Genomic DNA, 18,549 nt, shown 5'->3' on the forward strand with positions numbered 1-18,549 from the left:
CGCCGTACCTGCACTCGGCGTTGCCCTCTCGGTAGGCTCGATCGGGGTACCCGGCACTCCGGGTCCCTCGGGTAACCGGGCACCCCCGAGGTGGGAAAGGGAGAATGGAGCCATGACGCATCCGGACAACGACCAGGTTCTCGTGATCGGCCCCGACGGCCGGCCCATCCGTGTCTCCCGCGAGGAGGCGGCCCGCGTGGAGGCCGACGGCCGGCCGGAGGAGGAGAAGACCGAGAACGGCGGCGAATCCCTGGCCGACATGGTCGAGCAGCCGGCGAAGGTCATGCGGATCGGCACCATGATCAAACAGCTCCTCGAAGAGGTGAAGGCCGCGCCGCTCGACGACGCCAGCCGCACCCGGCTCAAGGACATCCACCTGTCGTCCATCCGCGAACTCGGTCAGGGCCTCGCCCCCGATCTGCGGGAGGAACTCGAGCGGCTCGCGCTGCCCTTCGGTGAGGACGCGGTGCCCTCCGACGCCGAGCTGCGCATCGCGCAGGCTCAGCTCGTCGGTTGGCTCGAAGGTCTGTTCCACGGCATCCAGACAGCGCTGTTCGCTCAGCAGATGGCGGCTCGTGCCCAGCTCGAGCAGATGCGTCAGGGAGCGCTTCCTCCCGGCGTCGCGCAGGGCGGTCGCGGCCAGAACGATCAATCGTTTCCCGGTCAGACCCACCCCGGAACCGGCCAGTACCTGTAGTCCCACCGGGTACGCCCCGGGACTCGGGTATCGGCGCGACGGGTACGCTCGGGTCCCGTGTCAGCGTCTGGAGCAGCATCGTGAGTCGGGTCAGCATCGAAACGCGCGGCGCGTGCGTCGACTTTCCCATCTTCGACGCCAAGACCCGGTCCTTGAAGAAGGCCTTCCTGGGTAAGGCGGGCGGGGCGATCGGCCGCAACGACTCCGATGTCGTGGTCGTCGAGGCTCTGCGCGACATCACGATGTCGTTGAAGGAAGGCGACCGCGTCGGGCTCGTCGGCCACAACGGTGCCGGCAAGTCCACGCTGCTGCGTCTGCTCTCCGGGATCTACGAGCCCACGCGCGGCCACGCTCGGGTGAAGGGTCGCGTCGCGCCGGTGTTCGACCTCGGCGTCGGCATGGACCCGGAGATCTCCGGCTACGAGAACATCATCATCCGCGGCATGTTCCTCGGGATGAGCCGCAAGCAGATGCTGGCCAAGGTCGACGAGATCGCGGACTTCACCGAGCTCGGCGACTACCTCAACATGCCGCTGCGCACCTACTCGACCGGTATGCGGGTGCGTGTCGCGCTCGGCGTGGTAACCAGCATCGATCCCGAGATCCTGCTGCTCGACGAGGGCATCGGCGCGGTCGACGCGGAGTTCATGAAGAAGGCGCGGGTGCGTCTGCAGGATCTCGTCGCGCGCTCGGGCATCCTCGTGTTCGCCAGCCATTCGAACGAGTTCCTCGCCCAACTGTGCGACCAGGCGATGTGGATCGACCACGGCCAGATCCGCGAGCAGGGCGACATCGAGCACGTGGTGCGCGCCTACGAGGGCGACGAGGCCGGCGATCACGTGCGCACGATCCTCCACGAGCTCGAGCGTGAGCGGATCGCGAAGTCCGCCCCCGACGCCGCGGCCTCGACGGGTTCGAACGGTGGCTGACGAACGGATCATCGGCGTCGTCGTCACACACCGCCGACGCGAACTGCTGGCGGATTCGCTGAAAGTTCTTGCCTCGCAGTCCCGTCCGCTCGACCATCTCGTGGTGGTCGACAACGGCGACGAGGACGCGGTGCGTGAGCTCGTCGACGCGGTGGACCTGCCCACGAGTTATCTCGGCTCGAAGCACAATCTCGGTGGAGCAGGCGGCTTCGCCCTCGGCATCCTGTACGCGCTGTCGCTGGGAGCCGACCGGGTGTGGCTCGCCGACGACGACGGCCGCCCAGAGGGACCGGACGTGCTCGCGACGCTGCTCGACTGCGCGCAACGCAACGGCCTGGCCGAGGTGTCGCCGGTCGTGTGCGACATCGCGCAACCCGACCGCCTCGCCTTCCCGCTGCGTCGCGGTGTGGTGTGGCGGCGGTGGCGGCACGAACTCGGCGACGAGGACCTGTTGCCCGGCATCGCCTCGCTGTTCAACGGTGCGCTCTTCACCGCCGCGGCGATCGACGCGGTGGGTGTGCCCGACCTGCGCCTGTTCGTCCGTGGCGATGAGGTCGAGGTGCACCGGCGTCTCGTCCGCTCGGGACTGCCGTTCGGCACCTGCCTGCAGACGGCCTATCTGCACCCGGACGGTGCCGACGAGTTCAAGCCGATTCTCGGCGGCCGGATGCACACGCAGTATCCGGACAACGACACCAAGCGCTTCTTCACCTACCGCAACCGCGGCTACCTGCTGTCGCAGCCGGGACTGCGCCGGTTGCTGCCCCAGGAATGGGTGCGGTTCGGCTGGTACTTCCTGATCACGCGCCGCGACCCGGCCGGTCTGCGCGAGTGGATCCGGTTGCGCAGACTCGGGCGCGAGGAGAGATTCGAACGCCCCTGACGGTGCCGTCGCTCAGTCGGTGATGACCGTCTGCGCTGCGATCTCCTTGAGTTTCGCGTTCGCCCAGCGCAGTTGGCGCAGGGTCTGCGGATGGCAGCGTTCGGAGAGGGCGAGCAGTTCGCGGTCGCTCAGGGCCTGCGCCGTCTGGGCGAGGATCTCCCAGTCGAGTGAGACACCCGCCGCCATGCGGTGCACGGTGCGCAGGTCCCGCAGCAGCAGGACACTCGGGGTGTGTCGGCGTCCGAGCATCTCGCTTCCCTTCCGCCGCACCTCAGCGAGCACCTCGTGGACGCCCTGAGGCTCGTCGTCGAGGTCGAGGTCGTAGTCGTGGCCGGCGCGGGCGAGTTCGCGCACATGCTGCTGCGACCAGCCGGCGATGTCACGCGCAACGTGGAAGATCTCGTGGTCGACCTTGTGCCGGTCCGCCGTGCGCAGCAGTTCGGTCGCCAGGTCGTTCTCCGAGCGGTGCAGTTCGCGGATCGCCAGGGAGACCTTGTTCATCGCGGTCCTCCGTCGTCGAGCGTCTCGGCGATCTCGGCGTCCGGCCCACCCGAGGTGGCGGGCACGCTGCCGGAGACCGGTGCCGAGGCGGTGGTGGTCGGTGCCGCGGACGGCCCGCCCTCGGCGACGGCGACCCGTTCGACGCGCGCGGCGCCCGACTTGAACAGGGGTTGCTTCGACGCCGGGTCCCAGTCGGTGAAGGTCAGTTCGTTGGCCGCGCGCCCCTCGAGCGCCGGTTCGTGGCCCGCCGGGGTGTCCCAGTAGCCGTAGTGGAACGGCAGGAACAGCACCCCGTTCCGGATCCCGCTGATCCGCAACCGCGCGGTGACGTGCCCGCGCGGGGTGTCGATCCGCAGCAGGTCGCCCTCCGACCAGCCGTGCCGCTCGGCGTCGCCCGCCGACATCTCCACCCACACCTCCGGTGCCGCGCGTTGCAGTTGCGGGGCGCGGCCGGTCTTCGTGCGGGTGTGGAAGTGGTAGAGCGTGCGGCCGGTGGTGAGTAGATAGGGATACTCGTCGGAGACCGTCTCGTGCGGGGGAAGATACTCACCCGCCTTGATGATCGCCTTGCCGAAGGGGTTCAGCGCCCGGTACTCGGTGGGTTCGACCGGCGCTCCGGTGACCATGTCCCGTCCGTAGTTCTCGCAGTAGTCCGGTGCGGCCCAGAACTTTCCGCCCTCGTAGAGACGTTCGGTCCCGTCGGGTGCGTCGGCGTTGCACGGCCACTGGATTCCGCTTCCGCCACGTAGTTTTTCGTAGGTGATGCCCGTGTAGTCACAGGGCCGCCCGGCCGTGCACTCCTTCCACGCCTCGAATGCCTCCTCGGGCGTGGACCACTTCACGAGCGGGTCTCCGTCCTTGTCACGCAGATCGATCCGGCGCGCGTAGTCGACGAAGATGTCGAGATCGGGTCTGGCCTGTCCGGGTGGTTCGACGGCCTTCTCCGACAGGTGCACGGTCCGGTCGGTGTTGGTGAACGTCCCGGTCTTCTCACCCCAGGTCGCAGCGGGCAGGACGACGTCGGCCAGCTGCGCGGTCTCCGACAGGAAGATGTCCTGCACAACGAGGAAAAGCCTGTCCTGGGAGAGGATCTCACGCACCCGGCGCAGTTCCGGCAGGGACACCGCCGGGTTCGTCCCGCTCACGTAGAGGAAGCGGATCGAGCCGTCCTCGACGTACCGCATCATCTGCATGAGGTGGGTGGGCGCGGTGTAGTGCGGGATCCGCATCGGATCGATGTTCCACACCCGGGCGAGGTCCTCGACGTGCGATTCGTTGGCCCAGTTGCGGAAGGCCGGCAGGTCGCCGTCGGCGCCGCATTCGCGGGTGTTCTGCGCGGTGGGCTGCCCATTCATCTGGAGGACTCCGCAACCGGGCCTACCGAGCATGCCGCGCACGAGATGGATGTTGTTCACCTGCACGGCAGCCGCGGTGGCCTGATGGGACTGGTAGAAGCCCTGCAGGACCGGCGAGAGCAGCCGCTCCGCCGTGCCGAGCAGTCGAGCGGCCTCCCGCAGATCCTCGATGGGGACGTCGCAAATCTCGGCGGCCTTCTCGAGGGGATAGTCGTCGAGTTGGGTGCGCAGTTCGTCGAATCCGACGGTGTGGTCCTCGATGTATTTCTCATCGATCCACCCGCGTCGCAGGATCTCGTGCAACAGCCCGTTCATGAGGACGACGTTGGTGCCCGGGCGCGGGGCGAGGTGCACCGTCGCGGCCCGCGCGACCGGCGTCCGCCGCGGATCCACACAGATCACGGCCGGCGGATTCGGTCCGGCGAGCCGATCGAGGACCCGCGTCCATGTCACCGTCTGCGTCTCGGCCATGTTGTGTCCGTAGAGCGCGATGACGTCGGCATGATCGATGTCGGTGTAGGAGCCGGGCTGGCCGTCGCACCCGAAGGACTGTTTGAGGGCGGCAGCCGCCGTCGCTGTGCACAGCCTCGTGTTGCCGTCCATGTGGTTGGTGCCGATGCCACCGTGACCGATGAGCGCGAGGGTGTAGTACTCCTCCAGGAACAGCTGCCCGGTGGTGTAGAAGCCGACCGAACTGGGGCCGCGCTCGTCGAGCAGTTGTTTCGTGCGACCGGCAACGGCATCCATCGCGGTGTCCCAGTCGGTCTCGACGAGTTTGCCGTCGCGGCGGATCAACGGCACGGTGAGCCGGTCCTCCGAGTGGTTCGCCTGCCAGCCGAACAGATCCTTGGGGTCGAGCCGCCCGTGGTTGACCCGGTCGACGGCGCGTCCGCGCACCCCCACCATGCGTCCGTCCTTGACGGCGATGTCGAGGCCGTCGCCGTTGGAATGCAGGATGGTCGCCGACTGCACCCATCTGTCGACATCGTCCTCGGTCAGTCCGTCGGCGAGATAGGTGTCGACGCGGGTGGGCCAGCGTTGCCCGGGTCCGTAGGGTGTGCGCGAACCCCACGGATCCGCGATGCGATCCACGGTGGTCATGCTCCCGGCGGTACCCGGGGCGAGCAGGAACAAACACTTGCCTGCATCGCCTGTCGATTCCGGCGCAACAATCCGGCAAATCCGACCACGGATGTACGCACTTCGTCCTACACTTTCGCCACACTCGACCTCGGGAGCCAGTGATGACCCCTCGTGCCACCTCACCGTCGACCCTCTGCGAAGCCTTCCAGACCACCGCCGCGGCGTACCCCGACAAGGTCGCGCTGCGCACCCCCGACGACTCCGTCTCCTACACCTGGCGTCAGTACGCGCAGCGCGTCGAACGCCTCGCCGCCGGACTCGCCGGGCTCGGCGTGAAGCGCGGGCACACCGTCGGCCTCATGCTCACCAACCGGCCCGAATTCCACCTTCTCGACACCGCTGCGATCCACCTCGGCGCGGCGCCGTTCTCGATCTACAACTCGCTGACCGCCGAACAGATCTCGTACGTGCTCGGCAACGCCGGCAACCACGTGATGATCGCCGAGGAACAGTTCGTCCCCGTCCTGCGGCAGGCGATCGGCGACACGAAGGTCGAGCACCTGGTGTGCATCGACGGCAAACCGGAAGGCACCATCTCCCTCGACGGCCTCGAGGCCGCCATCGATCCGTCCTTCGACTTCGAGGCCTCGTGGAAGGCCGTGCAACCGCCCGACCTGCTGACCCTCATCTACACCTCGGGCACCACAGGCCCGCCGAAGGGTGTCGAACTCACCCACGCCAACCTGCTCGCCGAACTCGAAGCGACGAGCTCGTATCTGCCCATCGGTCCGGACGACCGGATCCTGTCGTATCTGCCCGACGCGCACATCGCCAACCGCTGGGGCTCGCACTACTCGAGCCTGTACAGCGGCATGCAGATCACCACGCTCGACGACCTCAAGCAGGCCATCACCGTGCTACCGAGCCTGCGGCCGACGCTCTTCGGCGCCGTCCCCCAGGTCTGGTACAAGCTCAAGGCCGCGATCGACAAGACCCTCGCCGAGGAGTCGAGCCCGATCAAGAAGAAGCTCGCACTGTGGGCGATCGACGTCGGACGCAAGCGCGCCCGGCTGCATTCCGACGGCAAACCGGTCCCCCGGTCCCTCGAGGTGCAGCACGCGGTGGCCGACAGGCTGGTGCTGTCCGCGATCCGCGGCAAGCTCGGTCTCGACCAGGTCCGCGCCGCCGTCACCGGCGCCGCGGCGATCTCGCCGGAGGTCCTCGAGTTCGTTCTCGCCCTCGGCATTCCGTGCTCCGAGGTGTGGGGCATGTCGGAGACCTCGTGCGTGGTCACGATGAACCGGCCGGGCGCCATCCGCATCGGTACCGTCGGCCAGGCCGTGCCGTGCGCGCAGATCAGGATCGCCGAAGACGGCGAACTGCTCGTCTCCGGCCCGCTGCTCATGAAGGGCTACCGCAACGACCCCGAGAAGACTGCCGACGCAATTGATTCCGACGGCTGGTTGCACACCGGCGACATCGGCGAGATCGACGCGGACGGTTACCTACGGTTGATCGACCGGAAGAAGGAGATCATCGTCAACGCGGCGGGGAAGAACATGTCGCCCACCAACATCGAAGGCGCCCTGCGTGCCGCGTGCCCGATGCTCGGTGGCGCCGTCGCCATCGGCAACGACCGCCCCTACAACGTCGCCCTGCTCGCACTCGACCCCGACGCCCTGGCCGTCTTCGCCGAACAGCACGGTCTCAGCGGCACCCACGAGGAACTCACCCGGCATCGGGTGGTCCTCGAATCGATCGCGAAGTCGGTCGAGGAGGCGAACAGCAAGCTGTCGCGGGTCGAGCAGATCAAGAAGTACACGGTGCTGCCGACGATCTGGGAACCCTCGGGCGACGAGCTGACCCCGACGATGAAGCTCAAGCGCAAGCCCATCGACGCGAAGTACGCGGAGGAGATCGACAAGCTGTACGCGGGCTGATCACGACTATCTCGACGAATTGCTGAGCGAGGCGGTGTAGTCGCCGACGATCTGCTCGGCGATCTCCCGCACCTTGACGTTGCGGTGCTGGGAGAAGGCGACGAGCTTGTCGAAGGCCGCGTCGGCATCGCACTTGAACGTGGCCATCATCAATCCGACGGCCTTGCTCAGCGTCGAACGGGTCTCCAACGCCGTCTTCAACTGGTCGGATTCACGTTCCCGCGCGACGAGCATCTGCTCACGCAGCCACGACAATTCGAGGTTCACGCGAACGCGGGCGACGAGTTCATCGGGGTGGAACGGTTTGGTGATGTAGTCGTCGGCGCCGGTGCGCAGACCACCGATCGTGGCCTCCGCGCCGGCACGTGCCGTCAGGAGGATGACCGGCAGACGGGAGGTCGCCGGGTCGCGGCGGATCTCCTCGAGCAGCTCCACCCCGTCCCGCCCGGGGAGCATGATATCGCTCAGCACGAGATGCGGCGGTCGCGATCGGATTCGCTCGAGTGCGGTATCGCTGTCGTCCACCGCATCCACGTGCCAACTCTGGCGACGCAACAATTGCGTCAGATAGTCACGCATGTCCGCGTTGTCCTCGATCACGAGGATCCGCGGTAACGAATCCACATCCTCTCCCTGCGCGAATGATTCGTCCTCGTCGAGAGTGACCCTGTCCCACTGTTGCGCTTCGCCGACGTACATGGCGCCCAGATCCCCCGGAACGGTTCCGGCCGGAGACTCCGACGTCGGGTCGAGGACGCGGGGAACGGACACGGTGAAGGTGCTGCCGCGTCCGAGTTCACTGGACACGGTTACCTCTCCCCCGAGCGCGTGGACCCAGTCCGAGACGAGGGACAGACCCAGCCCGATCCCTTCCCGGCTGCGTCCGCCGGCGCTCTCGACGCGATGGAACCGTTCGAAGACGCGGGCGAGTTCCGACTCCGGAATGCCGAGACCCGTATCGGCGACCTTCAGGACCAGTCGATCGCCCTCGACGTCCAGATCCACCTCGACCGACCCCGAAGGGGTGTACTTGATCGCGTTCGAGAGCAGGTTCAGCACGATGTGGGCCCACGTCTGGGGATCGAGCCGGGTTTGCTCGGCCGCCGCGTCGGCGATCCGGCTGCGCAGGTCCAGGCCCGCGCGGTGCGCCACGTCGGCGAACAGGTCCACACATTCGGCTGTGAGCGCCGCCGGATCGGTCGGTTCCAGGGACTTCCTCGACGGGTCGGTCTCGGCACGCGTCGCTTCGAGCAGTGCGTCGACAAGTCGCCGCAATCGGATCGCGGCGCGCTGGGAGGCCTCCAGCGATTGCCGCTGCGCCTCCGTCAACGTCGTGGCCTCGTCGAGCACACTCTGCAACGGGCCGAGGAGCAGCGTGAGCGGCGTGCGGAACTCGTGGCTGATCGATTCGAAGAACCGCGTCTTGGCGGCGTCCAGCGCCGCGAACGCATCGGCCCGGCGACGCTCGGCATCCATCGCCGACGCATCGCGCAGCAGCCCCGAAATCTTCGTGACCACGAGGTCGACGAAGGTCGAGTACGCGGCGTCGAACACCCGGTACGGACTCAGTCCGACGGCGAGGACACCGAGCGGGAAGTCGTGTCCCGGCGCCGTCAACGGCACGAGGAGGAGGGTGCCGATCGGATGGTCGCCGAGGGCCCGCTGCGGGTCGAGCAGATCCGGGGAACGCTCGGCGACGCCGGAGACAACGCAGGGTTCGGAGGCCCTGGCGGCCTTCGACAGCAGCTGGTCCTCATCCGGTCCGAGCAGGGCACCCGAGAAGCCGGGCTTCGTCCCCATTACGGCGAGCTGCTTCCAGTTCGGTTGCGGATCATCGGGATCCACCACCCGACTGTCGAGGAACAGCGCGGCCAGGGGAATGTCCTGATGGCTCGGAGCGAGCGCGTCCAGCGCGTTCCGGCACGTGTCGATCACCGACAGGCCCGAATCGGTGATCGCCACCGTACCCAGGCGGCTCAGAGCCTCCAGACGACGCTCACCGAGTACCCGTGAGGTGACGTCGGTGGTCGCGACGAAGACCCCCGCGACCTCGCCGGACTCGTCGCGGATCGGGCTGTAGGAGAAGGTCCAGTAGGTTTCTTCCTCGTAGCCGTGGCGCTGCATGAACAGCAGTTCTTCCTCGGCGAAGGTGGCGGTGCCCGCCATCGCCCGTTCGACGCGCGCGCCCACCTCGTCCCACACCTCGTGCCAGCATTCCGGCGCCGGTTGCGCGACCGCCGCGGGGTACTTGTCGCCGAGGACGGGGATGATCGCGTCGTTGAAGATCTGCGCCAGCTGCGGCCCCCACCACAGGAGCATCGGCACCTCGGACGGCAATACCGTCCGCACTGCCATGCGCAGTTCCGCCGGCCAGGACTCCACCGGCCCCAGAGGGGTGGCCGACCAGTCGGTCTTCCGAAACCGTTCCAGGCATTCTCCCGGCCCCTCGAACAGGCGTTCCGCCGACCACGCCTCTCCCGACTCGGCTGTCGCCCTCATGCCCCGTCACTCCCATCTCCGGTACTTCTCGCCGCCATTCTCCCCCGATACCGCGTAGAAAGACGCCACATGGAGGACATACGTCCTCCTTTCCCCGGTGTGCGCCCTGGTCTCATCCACCGTGGTCGCCGACAATGGGTTCGACCCGCTGACACGATCGAGCAGGGAGGCCCGGGATGAAACTCGCAGAACTCATGAGCATCGCCAGGGACACGGTGACCGTCGAACGAGTGTTCTCGACACCCTTCGAGAAGGACGGGGTCACGGTGATCACCGCCGCGACGATCACCGGCGGCGTGGGCGGAGGCGGTGGTTCGTCCGCGGACGGCGAGAACGGCGAGGGCGGCGGCTTCGGTGTCGGGGCGCGACCGGCCGGCGCCTATGTCGTCAAGGACGGGAAGGTGTCGTGGCGACCGGCCGTCGATGTGAACCGGTTGGTGCGGTCGGTCGCCGGTGTGGTGATCACCTTCCTGATCGCGCGCGCTGTCGTCGAACGCGGGCGGGCCGGCCGACGCCGGTGATCGGCTACGTCGGGCACGCCCCGGCGTAGCGATCCAGACCCAGGCCGTTGTTCCGCTTCTTGCTGCGACCGGTCGGGCCGCCCTTCGGGGAGCGCACCCAGTTGCCGGACGAGTCGAGTCCGGGCATGCGTTCGCTCCCGAACCTGCTGTACCGGGTCTCGCCGTCGACAGTCAGCACACCGTCCTGCACGTCGATGTGGGCGACGGTCGCCCAGTACGAGTTCTTCCCGTTGCCGACGTACACGAGGATCTCGTCGGCGTCGGGCCCGGGCAGACCGTCGTGCCCGGCACGACCGTATCGGATTGCCACACGCGGCTTTCCGAACTTGTCGATCGCGCCCGCGCCGTTGTCGATGCTCTGGTAGATGTTGACGAGAAGATCGCCGTTCTCGTTCGGCAGTACCCGAACCTGTTCGACCGCAGGCCTCTTCCCGTTGCCCGGACCCTTGCTGTCGCCGTAGTGGTGGATATGCGGCCACGTGTCGAGACTTCCGCGATGACCGGGATCTCCACTGACGACGATGTAGTCGTTCGTGTGTTCGTTGCGGCAGTAGAAGTAGACGTCGAGATCTCCGGTGCCGTACTTCTTCACGTTGCCGTTCCGGTCGTATGTCGCGCCGCGACCGTCCCATTCGAGTCCGACGGTGAGCACCCAGTTCGGATCGCCCTGTGACTTGCGCAGGTCGATCCGGGCGGTCTGCGTGGGCGAATCCTTCGTGAGCGAGATCCGCACCTTCTCGAACGAGATCGGGCTCGCGGCAGGAGGCACCTTCGGAGCGGAAACGGCCGGTTCGGATTCGTCGTCCGCATCGTCGACGACGATCCCGTGATCGGTCGCGAATGCCGCGAGTCCGTCCTGGTAACCCTGGCCTACCGCGTCGAGGCGCCACCCACCTCCACGCCGGTACAGCGCGACCACCTGCAGGACGGTTTCGGTGGCCAGCCCGGGCGGCAAGAACTCCAGCACCTGGCCCGGCCCACGGATCTCGACGCGCACACCCGGAACGTCACCGAAGGTGCGTCCCTGCGCTTCGGTGCTCGCGGCGACGAGCACCCGCTGCACATCCGACGGCACCGCGGACAGATCGACCGTGACGGAGGTGTCGGAGGTGAGGTGGACACCCGGCGCCTTCGGATTGTTGAAGAACACGAAGTCGTCGTCGTTGCGCACGCGGCCGTCGTCGGCGAGGAGGACGGCCATCAGGTCGACAGCTCCGTCCACTGCGGCGCCGAGCGTCACCTCGTATCGAAGATCGGTGAGATCGGTCTTCGACCCCTTCGCCACCTCGGCCATACGGTCCTCCTGTCCGTGCGGGCGTCCACGAGGAGTTTTCCTCGTTCGCTCGTCCACCATCGCATCCCTTACATTCGAGACAGTCGGCAACAGGAGTCCCGCGGATGCGACAGGGACAGTGGTGGTCGCGCGGCCGTTCGGGATACCCAGCCGTGGTGGGTGGTCCCGGCAACCGCGCCGGTGGGATCGCGGGTTCTATGCGCTCCGTACGTCCGCCGAGTCGTTGACCGCGCGGATGGTCTGGACGAGCCGCAGAGCCTGCTCGGGTTCGAAGACCTGATCCGGCCCCTGCGGCGCGTAGTCGGTGAACGGCGCCTCGTACAGCAGACCCGGATCCATGGCACCGTGCTTCGTGAGGTGCGCGACGATCAGGTTGACGAAGTCGATCTGGCTGGCCGTGGCCGTCCGGCCTTCCAGGAAGTCGACGAAGGCCTGTTGCACGGCTTGCTTGTCGAGTCCCACCAGCGACCGCACGAACCGTCCGAGGCCTTTCGCGTTCTCCACCGCACGTTCGAAGTCTTCGCGCTCCCCGGCGCCGCTGCGGACGAGGAGTTCCTCGAGGGACGTCAGGTCCGCTTCGGTGAGGGGCTTGCCCGATCGGAGTTTCTGCAAAGCCAGATTGTCGGGCTGGTAGCGAAGGTAGTCGCGCACCTTGGCGTTGAACCGGTCGGTGTCGGTCCCCGATCGCAGCTCGGGCATGGCGCGCTCGACGACCTCACCGAGCGTGTCCTGGAAGTCGGTGTAGACGATCGTGCGCTTCTTCTTCTCCAGGAGACCGACGAGCGACCGCAGTTCCTTACGGGCGTATTCGAGCATCGGAGGCGTGATGTCCTGCCACCATTCGTCGGACGCCACTTCGCGGAGCAACGTCTCCTTGGCAGCTACCTTCGGGATGGACAGCTGCTCGAGCAATCCGTCGGCGATCTCACGGATGGGCGTCTCGTACTTCGGCAGCGCACCGTCGCCGTAGAGCACCGATAGTTGCCCTCGCAGGATGACGAGGTCGAACCGCTTGGCCATCTCGTCGCTGTCACGAACTGCGGTGGGGAGATCGGCCAGTGATTCGACGATCTCCGCCGCCTTCTGCTCGTTCAGCGAATCCCACGCGCTGCGATCCGAGTACTTCTCGACCTCGCGGCGCCGCGGCCGCACCAGGAAGTTCTCGGTGTTCATCCCGAGGACGGTGCGGTGGAGTCGGTCGGCCGTCTCGGTCCGCAGAACCGGATAGTCGGCAGCCTTCTCGAGCGCGACGAGCATTTCCGTTCGTGCTTCGAACAGCCGCGCCGACAAAGGACGCGCAAGGGCGCCTTCGGAGGCGTCGGGATACTGATCGAAGAACTCGAAGTTGCCGCACAGATCGAAGATGAAGAAGTCTTCCTTGTCCTGTCCCGGGCCGTAGAGGTCCGAGCACAGACGCGTGCCACGACCGACCATCTGCCAGAACTTCGACTTCGACCGGACCGGTTTGAAGAAGACCAGGTTCACCACTTCAGGGACGTCGATGCCGGTGTCGAGCATGTCGACCGAGATGGCGATGTGGGGTTCATGGTCGGGCTGCGAGAACTTGTCGATGAGGTCCTGGCCGTGGGAGACGGCGTGGGTGATCACCCGCGCGAAGCTGCCCTTGTACTGCGGGTAGTTGTGGTCGAACCGGTCGGCGATGAACTGTGCGTGCTTCTGGTTCTTCGCGAAGATGATGGTCTTTCCCAGACGGTCTCCACCGGCAACCTTGTGCCCGCGGGTCATCAGCACTTCGAGTGCCTTGTCGACGGTGTCGGTGTTGAACAGCCATTTGTTGACGGCTTCGGCGGCTACCGCGTCGGGCAGTTCGTCCTCGTCGGCGTCGTCGCCCCAGTCGGTCGACTCCCAGCGCTGTCGTTCTTCTTCGGACAGTTCGCTGCGTTTGATTCCCTTCAGCGGGAACGCCAGCGGTACCGTGACAGCGCGCGGCGGCACCAGGTATCCGTCGGCAATTGCGTCGCCCAGATCGTAGTTACCTGTGGGAACACCGGTTTCGAGGTTGAACAACTTGTAGGTGTTGTAGTCCACTTCGTCCTTGGGCGTCGCGGTGAGGCCGAGGAGAAGTGAGTCGAAGTACTCGAAGATGCGGCGGTATTTCTGATACACCGAGCGGTGCGCCTCGTCGATGACGACGAGGTCGAAATGGCCGGGACCGAAACGTCTCTTGCCGTCGTCCATCTCGTTGATCAGGCCCATCATGGTCGGATAAGTCGCTACGTAGACGCGACCTTCGGTGTTCCGATCGGTAAGCAGGTTGACGGGTGCCGAATCGGGCAGGTGGGTCTTGAATGTGTTGACGGCCTGCTTGACCAGCGCGACACGGTCGGCAAGGAAGAGTACGCGCTTGACCCAGTTGGCTCGCATGAGCATGTCGGTGAGCGCGATGACGGTGCGGGTCTTACCGGACCCTGTCGCCATGACCAGCAATGCTGCGCGTTCGCGGTCGGTCTCGAAGTGCTCGGTGACCCGGCGCAACGCCTCTTCCTGGTACAGACGGCCGGCGATGTGCTGGGGAATATCGATGGACGCGAGCGGTTTGCGGGTGCGTCGGCGCTGCATCTCGAGTGTCAACTCGTCGCGCGTGTGAAAACCCTCGATCGTGCGTGGTGCGTAGTGCAGGTCGTCCCAGATGTAGGTTTCGAAACCGTTGGTGTAGTAGATGATCGGGCGCTGGCCGTACTGCACTTCGAGCCTGTCGGCATACAGCCTGGCCTGCTGCTGCCCCGCGACAGCGTCCATCGACGTGCGCTTGGCTTCCACGACAGCCACGGGCAGGCCGTCCGCGCTCCACAGCACGTAGTCGACGAATCCGTTCTTGCCGTCGGGCATGCCGGTGACGGGCACTTCCTTTCCCACCTTGTCGTCCGACCATCCGGCTTCGGCCAGGAGGAGGTCGATGATGTCGCGGCGGGTCTGTGCTTCGTCGTAGTCGTGGGTGTCGGGTACAGCACGGGCCGCCGCCTGCGCTTCGGCGACCTGCTGCTGAAGCTGCGCGACGAGCTCTTCGAGGTTCTTGGTGACGAGTTCTCTCGCCTCGATCTCGGCGTTGCGCCCTTCGAGCTGCTCGATGAGCAGGCAACGCTGCTCTTCGGCGTCCTCGAGCTGCTGATCCTTCTCGGCCAGCTGGTCTTCGAGTTTCTTGAGCTGAGCCAGCGACTTCGCCACCACTGCCCCACCGCCGGGCTTGGGAAGTCGTGCCGGGTCGAACTGCGCGGTCGGGGTCGGCTTGCTGCTGAGCTGGGTCGCATACGTGCGCGCAAGCCACGACAGGATGTGGAAGAGTTCGGCGAGCACCCGCCGGCCGACCTCCTGGGAGACCGGCCTCGCCTCATGAACCGCGTGGTTCCCGTGCTCCCGGATGAGATGCATCTTGGGGAGCAGCTGAGGAGGCACCACGGCTTTGAAGGCGGGTTCATGGAGGCGGGCAGCGAGGTCGCTCCTGTAGGGAACCTGAATGCCTTCGACCCGGTAGAGCCACTTGACGACGTGCTCGACGGTGCGGCGTGCGTAGAAACAGGTGGTGCGCGGATCGAAGAGGGCGTCGCGTTCGGCTTTCTTCGCCTCGGCGTGCAGCTGCGGCCACTCGGCCTGAAGGAAGTCGAAGTTCCCCACCATGCCCTCTGGTCCTCCTCGCGCTCGGGTCGTGCCTGTTCGACCCATCGTGCCTGTATCGGTGTCGAGCCGGGTGACGCTACACGGCAGATCCGACGATGCTCTGTGGGACCGTCACCGTTCACAACCTTCAACAAACTCTCACGCTGTTGAACTTTGATACATCAAACTTTTATAGCTCGCGTCACGATGTAGGGATCTCACCGCCATGGCCGACGTCCGAAGGCGCTTTTGGGAGCCCGACCTCGCATCGGGTTTGGTAGCGCGCGATCGCCGCGGCGGTACCTACGAGACCTACCAGCCGGACCTCCTCGTCACCCGCGCGGTGGTGTTGCCCCCGGAAGTGACCGCACGAGCCGCGGTCACAGAGCGAGAGATCCGCAGTCTCAGCACCGGGCCGGGCGCAGCCGGCTTGGCAGCTCTGTCTCGTTTGCTCCTGCGGTCCGAGGCGATCGCAAGTTCGATGATCGAAGGAATCGCTCCGTCACCCCAGCAAGTGGCATTGGCCGAATTGGCCCAGAGCGAAGACGTGCGCGGATTCAGCGCGCAAGCACGGCTCGTCGCAAACAACATCACGATCCTTCGCCGCGCCTCGAACGAACTCGTCTCCACAGAGGCAGTGACAGTCGGCGACATCGAATCACTCCACGCCGCAATGCTACCCGACGAACGGCATCACGGATTGCGTCGAGTCCAGAACTGGATCGGCGGCTCGAACTGGCATCCGCTGGATGCCGAGTTCGTTCCTCCGGCTCCCGAACTGGTGCCGAGCCACATGGAGGATCTCGTCGCGTATCTGAACGGTGGGCTTCACGGACCGCTGGTGCAGGCGGGATTGATCCATGCCCAGTTCGAAACGATCCACCCGTTCACCGACGGCAACGGCCGGGTCGGTCGAGCGTTGATCCACACCGTTCTCGCGCGGCGCGGACTTTCACCCGACGCGGTGCTTCCGATCAGTTCGGTGCTGGCCACCCTCAGCGAGCGATACGTCGACGGCCTCACCGCGTACCGATACCTCGGTGACGCCACCGCCTCCGAGTCGATCGAGGGCGTCTCCGCGTGGTTGAGCCTTTTCATCGAGGCCGCACACATCGCCACCGAGCAGGCGCGGAAGCTGGCGGACGACGTGGCAGAGCTTCGATCGTCGTGGTCCGAGCGGTTGACCGCATTCCGCACCGGACGGGGATTGCGTCCCGAACCACGTGCAGGTTCCGCTACATCGCGACTGCTGGATCGCCTCCCCGAGGCCCCAGTTCTGACGGCGAGAACGGTGGAGAGGATTCTCGAAGTCTCGTTTCCGGCGGCACGGGCTTCCTTGGAGGAACTCGCCGAAGCCGGCATTCTCTCCCGCAAGAGCGTCGAGCGCGGTACCACCGGGTACATCGCGCGGGAGATTCTGGACCTCCGGCTCTCGTACAGGACGCGCGCACTCCGCGAGGTGCCCGTCGAAGGGCGGGGTCCCGAAGTTCGAGGACAAGACGGTCAATCCTGGCGAAGGATGAAGTCGTGAAATCCTGGGACGGTAAAAGCCAGTACTCCTCGTTCCGGAGCGTAGACAAGGCCCTTCTTGATCAGTTCGTCCCGTGGCACCGACAGAGCCGATGCGCTCGATTTACCCATTGCCGAGGCAAGCTGACGGACTGCGACTCCCTCGCCTCCCCCTTCCTGCGCCAGCGCACGCAACAGGTCCTTCTGTGCGGGCGTCGCTCGATCCCACCGTGATTGATACAGGCCGGCATTCACCTCACGTCTGGCGTCGTCGGTACCGTACTCGGCATCCTCAACCGTGAAAACCGGTCCTCGCGCGTTGTTCCATACAGCCTTTCCCACTTCCTGCAGGAAGTATGGGTAGCCGGTAGCGGCATCGAGCGCGATCCGGAGAGCGTCTTCATCCCAGGAGACGTCCCGTTCGATGACGGGCTGAACCAGGGCAGCTCGTGCATCCTCGTCCACGAGGACGGACAGCGTGCGGAACTGGTAGAGCCGTTCGGCGTAACTGTTCGCCGATGCCAATTGGGAAGGCAGGGACGGGAGACCTGCACCGACCAAGAACACGGGCAGCACCGGCGATGTCTGGTTGATCTGGTGCATGGCGGTACTCAATGCTGCCATCTCGGAACCTTCGGCTTCCTGCAACTCGTCGACGAGGATCAGGACACCGATGCCGACAGATCGCGTTGCTTCGCCGAGTTCGACGAGCAGGTCGGTCAGGTCTGTCGAGAGGCGCCCGGAGGCTGCATAGCCCGCAGCGGGTTCGAGCTCCGCCTCGAACGCGAATACACCCAGATTCATCGACAGAGTGAACGACTTGAACACCCGCAGCGCGTTGTGCAGCTTCCCCTCTTTGTCTTGTCGTCTCGCAGTCCGCAAGCTGCTGAACAGAGCGGTAGCCAACTCTTCGGCGAAAGAATGTTCACGTCGGACCTCGAACTTGGCAACGATCCATCCCTCGTTGAGAGCGATCCGCTGGAGCTCGCCAAGGAGCACGGTCTTGCCGACACCACGGAGACCCGTGAGGATCCAGCTTCGATCTCCCTCGCCCAGCTCTGCGATCTTCCGCCGAACCACGTCGAAGTCGGCGAAAAGAGAATCTCTACCTGCGAGAATCGGAGGGCGGAGACCCGCGCCGGGCTTGAACGGATTGAGCACCGGATCCATGTATCAGAATTTATCAGCCTTTATAAGGACCGACCATATAAAAGTTGATAACGCTCTCGGGACGAACGCGTGTTCGAGTTGACCTTGGAGTCAACCCGTGCGAACATCCCTCCACCGGCCTGAATACAGGTCGACCCCGGAAGGTGCTACCAACACCACTCCGGGGTCTAGGCACACGACAGAAGGAACCTGTCATGCACCGTGGGGTGGATTCTATCCACACGCCTGTCACAGGCGTGCACCAGCAATCGTCCGTCGCCAGCCCCTACTTCACCTGGCCACCAGGTTCCCTGACGCTCTGACTGTCCAGCCCTCCGACCATGCAGGTCGGCGGGCTCGAGCCGTTTCTTCTGCATCTGCGTGCACGAGGGCCGTTCCGGTAACCGAGGCACGTCGAGGCACCTTCGTCGCTCGTCTCCCACAGTCCGACGTCAGCGCTCGACGCTGCGAACCGGGGTGCCATTCCTTGAGTTCGAAACCGACTGGGCACCAGTATCCTTCGTCTCCGCAGCTGGTGGTGGAGCACCCGATCGTGAGGGTCGACACGAACGAC

The 18,549-nt window shown here is 65.7% G+C and carries 12 protein-coding genes; 6 read left to right on the plus strand and 6 right to left on the minus strand.

Going from position 1 to position 18,549, the window contains the following annotated elements; translation table 11 throughout:
* The first annotated feature begins 112 nt into the window (after positions 1-112).
* The 3 genes from M3330_RS10530 (at position 113) to M3330_RS10540 (ending at position 2,509) form a co-directional block, all read left to right on the plus strand.
* Positions 113-697 (plus strand): bacterial proteasome activator family protein, encoded by a 585-nt coding sequence (locus M3330_RS10530; RefSeq protein ID WP_006553480.1) that lies wholly within the window; start codon positions 113-115, stop codon positions 695-697.
* 77 nt (positions 698-774) lie between these two features.
* Positions 775-1,626, plus strand: a complete 852-nt coding sequence (locus M3330_RS10535) for an ABC transporter ATP-binding protein (protein WP_085989319.1) — start codon at positions 775-777, stop codon at positions 1,624-1,626.
* Positions 1,619-2,509 carry a glycosyltransferase gene (locus M3330_RS10540; RefSeq protein ID WP_016692663.1) on the plus strand — a complete coding sequence of 297 codons (891 nt, stop codon included), beginning with the start codon at positions 1,619-1,621 and terminating at the stop codon, positions 2,507-2,509. The genes M3330_RS10535 and M3330_RS10540 overlap by 8 nt, the downstream gene beginning before the upstream one ends.
* Before the next feature lie 12 nt (positions 2,510-2,521).
* Here M3330_RS10540 and M3330_RS10545 read toward each other — a convergent pair whose 3' ends face one another.
* Positions 2,522-3,010 carry a hypothetical protein gene (locus M3330_RS10545; RefSeq protein ID WP_064257192.1) on the minus strand — a complete coding sequence of 163 codons (489 nt, stop codon included), beginning with the start codon at positions 3,008-3,010 and terminating at the stop codon, positions 2,522-2,524.
* Positions 3,007-5,466, minus strand: coding sequence for a molybdopterin oxidoreductase family protein (locus M3330_RS10550; RefSeq protein WP_255028700.1), 2,460 nt, complete (start codon positions 5,464-5,466; stop codon positions 3,007-3,009). Before M3330_RS10550 ends, M3330_RS10545 begins: the two co-directional genes overlap by 4 nt.
* Before the next feature lie 143 nt (positions 5,467-5,609).
* On the opposite strand from M3330_RS10550, the gene M3330_RS10555 reads away from it, so the two are divergent.
* Positions 5,610-7,388: a long-chain fatty acid--CoA ligase gene (locus tag M3330_RS10555; RefSeq protein WP_255028702.1), complete on the plus strand. Its 1,779-nt coding sequence runs from the start codon at positions 5,610-5,612 to the stop codon at positions 7,386-7,388.
* Between the two features lie 6 nt (positions 7,389-7,394).
* On the opposite strand, the gene M3330_RS10560 is transcribed toward M3330_RS10555, so the two are convergent.
* The gene (locus tag M3330_RS10560) at positions 7,395-9,887 is read right to left on the minus strand and encodes a response regulator (protein WP_255028703.1); all 2,493 of its coding nucleotides are present in this window, start codon (positions 9,885-9,887) and stop codon (positions 7,395-7,397) included.
* A gap of 176 nt (positions 9,888-10,063) precedes the next feature.
* On the opposite strand from M3330_RS10560, the gene M3330_RS10565 reads away from it, so the two are divergent.
* Positions 10,064-10,408, plus strand: coding sequence for a spore germination protein GerW family protein (locus tag M3330_RS10565; protein WP_255028705.1), 345 nt, complete (start codon positions 10,064-10,066; stop codon positions 10,406-10,408).
* Between the two features lie 4 nt (positions 10,409-10,412).
* On the opposite strand, the gene M3330_RS10570 is transcribed toward M3330_RS10565, so the two are convergent.
* Both M3330_RS10570 and M3330_RS10575 read right to left on the minus strand, forming a co-directional pair.
* Complete coding sequence (locus M3330_RS10570; RefSeq protein ID WP_039584699.1) at positions 10,413-11,702, minus strand: TerD family protein; 1,290 nt, start codon at positions 11,700-11,702, stop codon at positions 10,413-10,415.
* 195 nt (positions 11,703-11,897) lie between these two features.
* A complete protein-coding gene (locus M3330_RS10575; RefSeq protein WP_255028707.1) occupies positions 11,898-15,338 on the minus strand; it encodes a DEAD/DEAH box helicase family protein in 3,441 nt (1,146 codons plus the stop codon).
* 460 nt (positions 15,339-15,798) lie between these two features.
* Between M3330_RS10575 and M3330_RS10580 the strand changes: the two genes are divergently transcribed.
* The gene (locus M3330_RS10580) at positions 15,799-16,848 is read left to right on the plus strand and encodes a Fic family protein (protein WP_255028711.1); all 1,050 of its coding nucleotides are present in this window, start codon (positions 15,799-15,801) and stop codon (positions 16,846-16,848) included.
* Here M3330_RS10580 and M3330_RS10585 read toward each other — a convergent pair.
* The gene (locus M3330_RS10585) at positions 16,821-17,996 is read right to left on the minus strand and encodes an ATP-binding protein (protein WP_255028712.1); all 1,176 of its coding nucleotides are present in this window, start codon (positions 17,994-17,996) and stop codon (positions 16,821-16,823) included. The two genes, M3330_RS10580 and M3330_RS10585, sit on opposite strands and share 28 nt — an antisense overlap.
* Between the last annotated feature and the right edge of the window lie 553 nt (positions 17,997-18,549).

This window comes from Rhodococcus sp. GA1 (assembly GCF_024321955.1).
Lineage (GTDB): Bacteria > Actinomycetota > Actinomycetes > Mycobacteriales > Mycobacteriaceae > Rhodococcus > Rhodococcus pyridinivorans.

Coding starts and splice junctions, on each gene's coding strand:
- M3330_RS10570 (WP_039584699.1), bottom strand. CDS start 11,702: ATGGCCGAGGTGGCGAAGGGGTCGAAGACCGATCTCACCGATCTTCGA.
- M3330_RS10565 (WP_255028705.1), top strand. CDS start 10,064: ATGAAACTCGCAGAACTCATGAGCATCGCCAGGGACACGGTGACCGTC.
- M3330_RS10555 (WP_255028702.1), top strand. CDS start 5,610: ATGACCCCTCGTGCCACCTCACCGTCGACCCTCTGCGAAGCCTTCCAG.
- M3330_RS10550 (WP_255028700.1), bottom strand. CDS start 5,466: ATGACCACCGTGGATCGCATCGCGGATCCGTGGGGTTCGCGCACACCC.
- M3330_RS10530 (WP_006553480.1), top strand. CDS start 113: ATGACGCATCCGGACAACGACCAGGTTCTCGTGATCGGCCCCGACGGC.
- M3330_RS10560 (WP_255028703.1), bottom strand. CDS start 9,887: ATGAGGGCGACAGCCGAGTCGGGAGAGGCGTGGTCGGCGGAACGCCTG.
- M3330_RS10575 (WP_255028707.1), bottom strand. CDS start 15,338: ATGGTGGGGAACTTCGACTTCCTTCAGGCCGAGTGGCCGCAGCTGCAC.
- M3330_RS10580 (WP_255028711.1), top strand. CDS start 15,799: ATGATCGAAGGAATCGCTCCGTCACCCCAGCAAGTGGCATTGGCCGAA.
- M3330_RS10545 (WP_064257192.1), bottom strand. CDS start 3,010: ATGAACAAGGTCTCCCTGGCGATCCGCGAACTGCACCGCTCGGAGAAC.
- M3330_RS10585 (WP_255028712.1), bottom strand. CDS start 17,996: ATGGATCCGGTGCTCAATCCGTTCAAGCCCGGCGCGGGTCTCCGCCCT.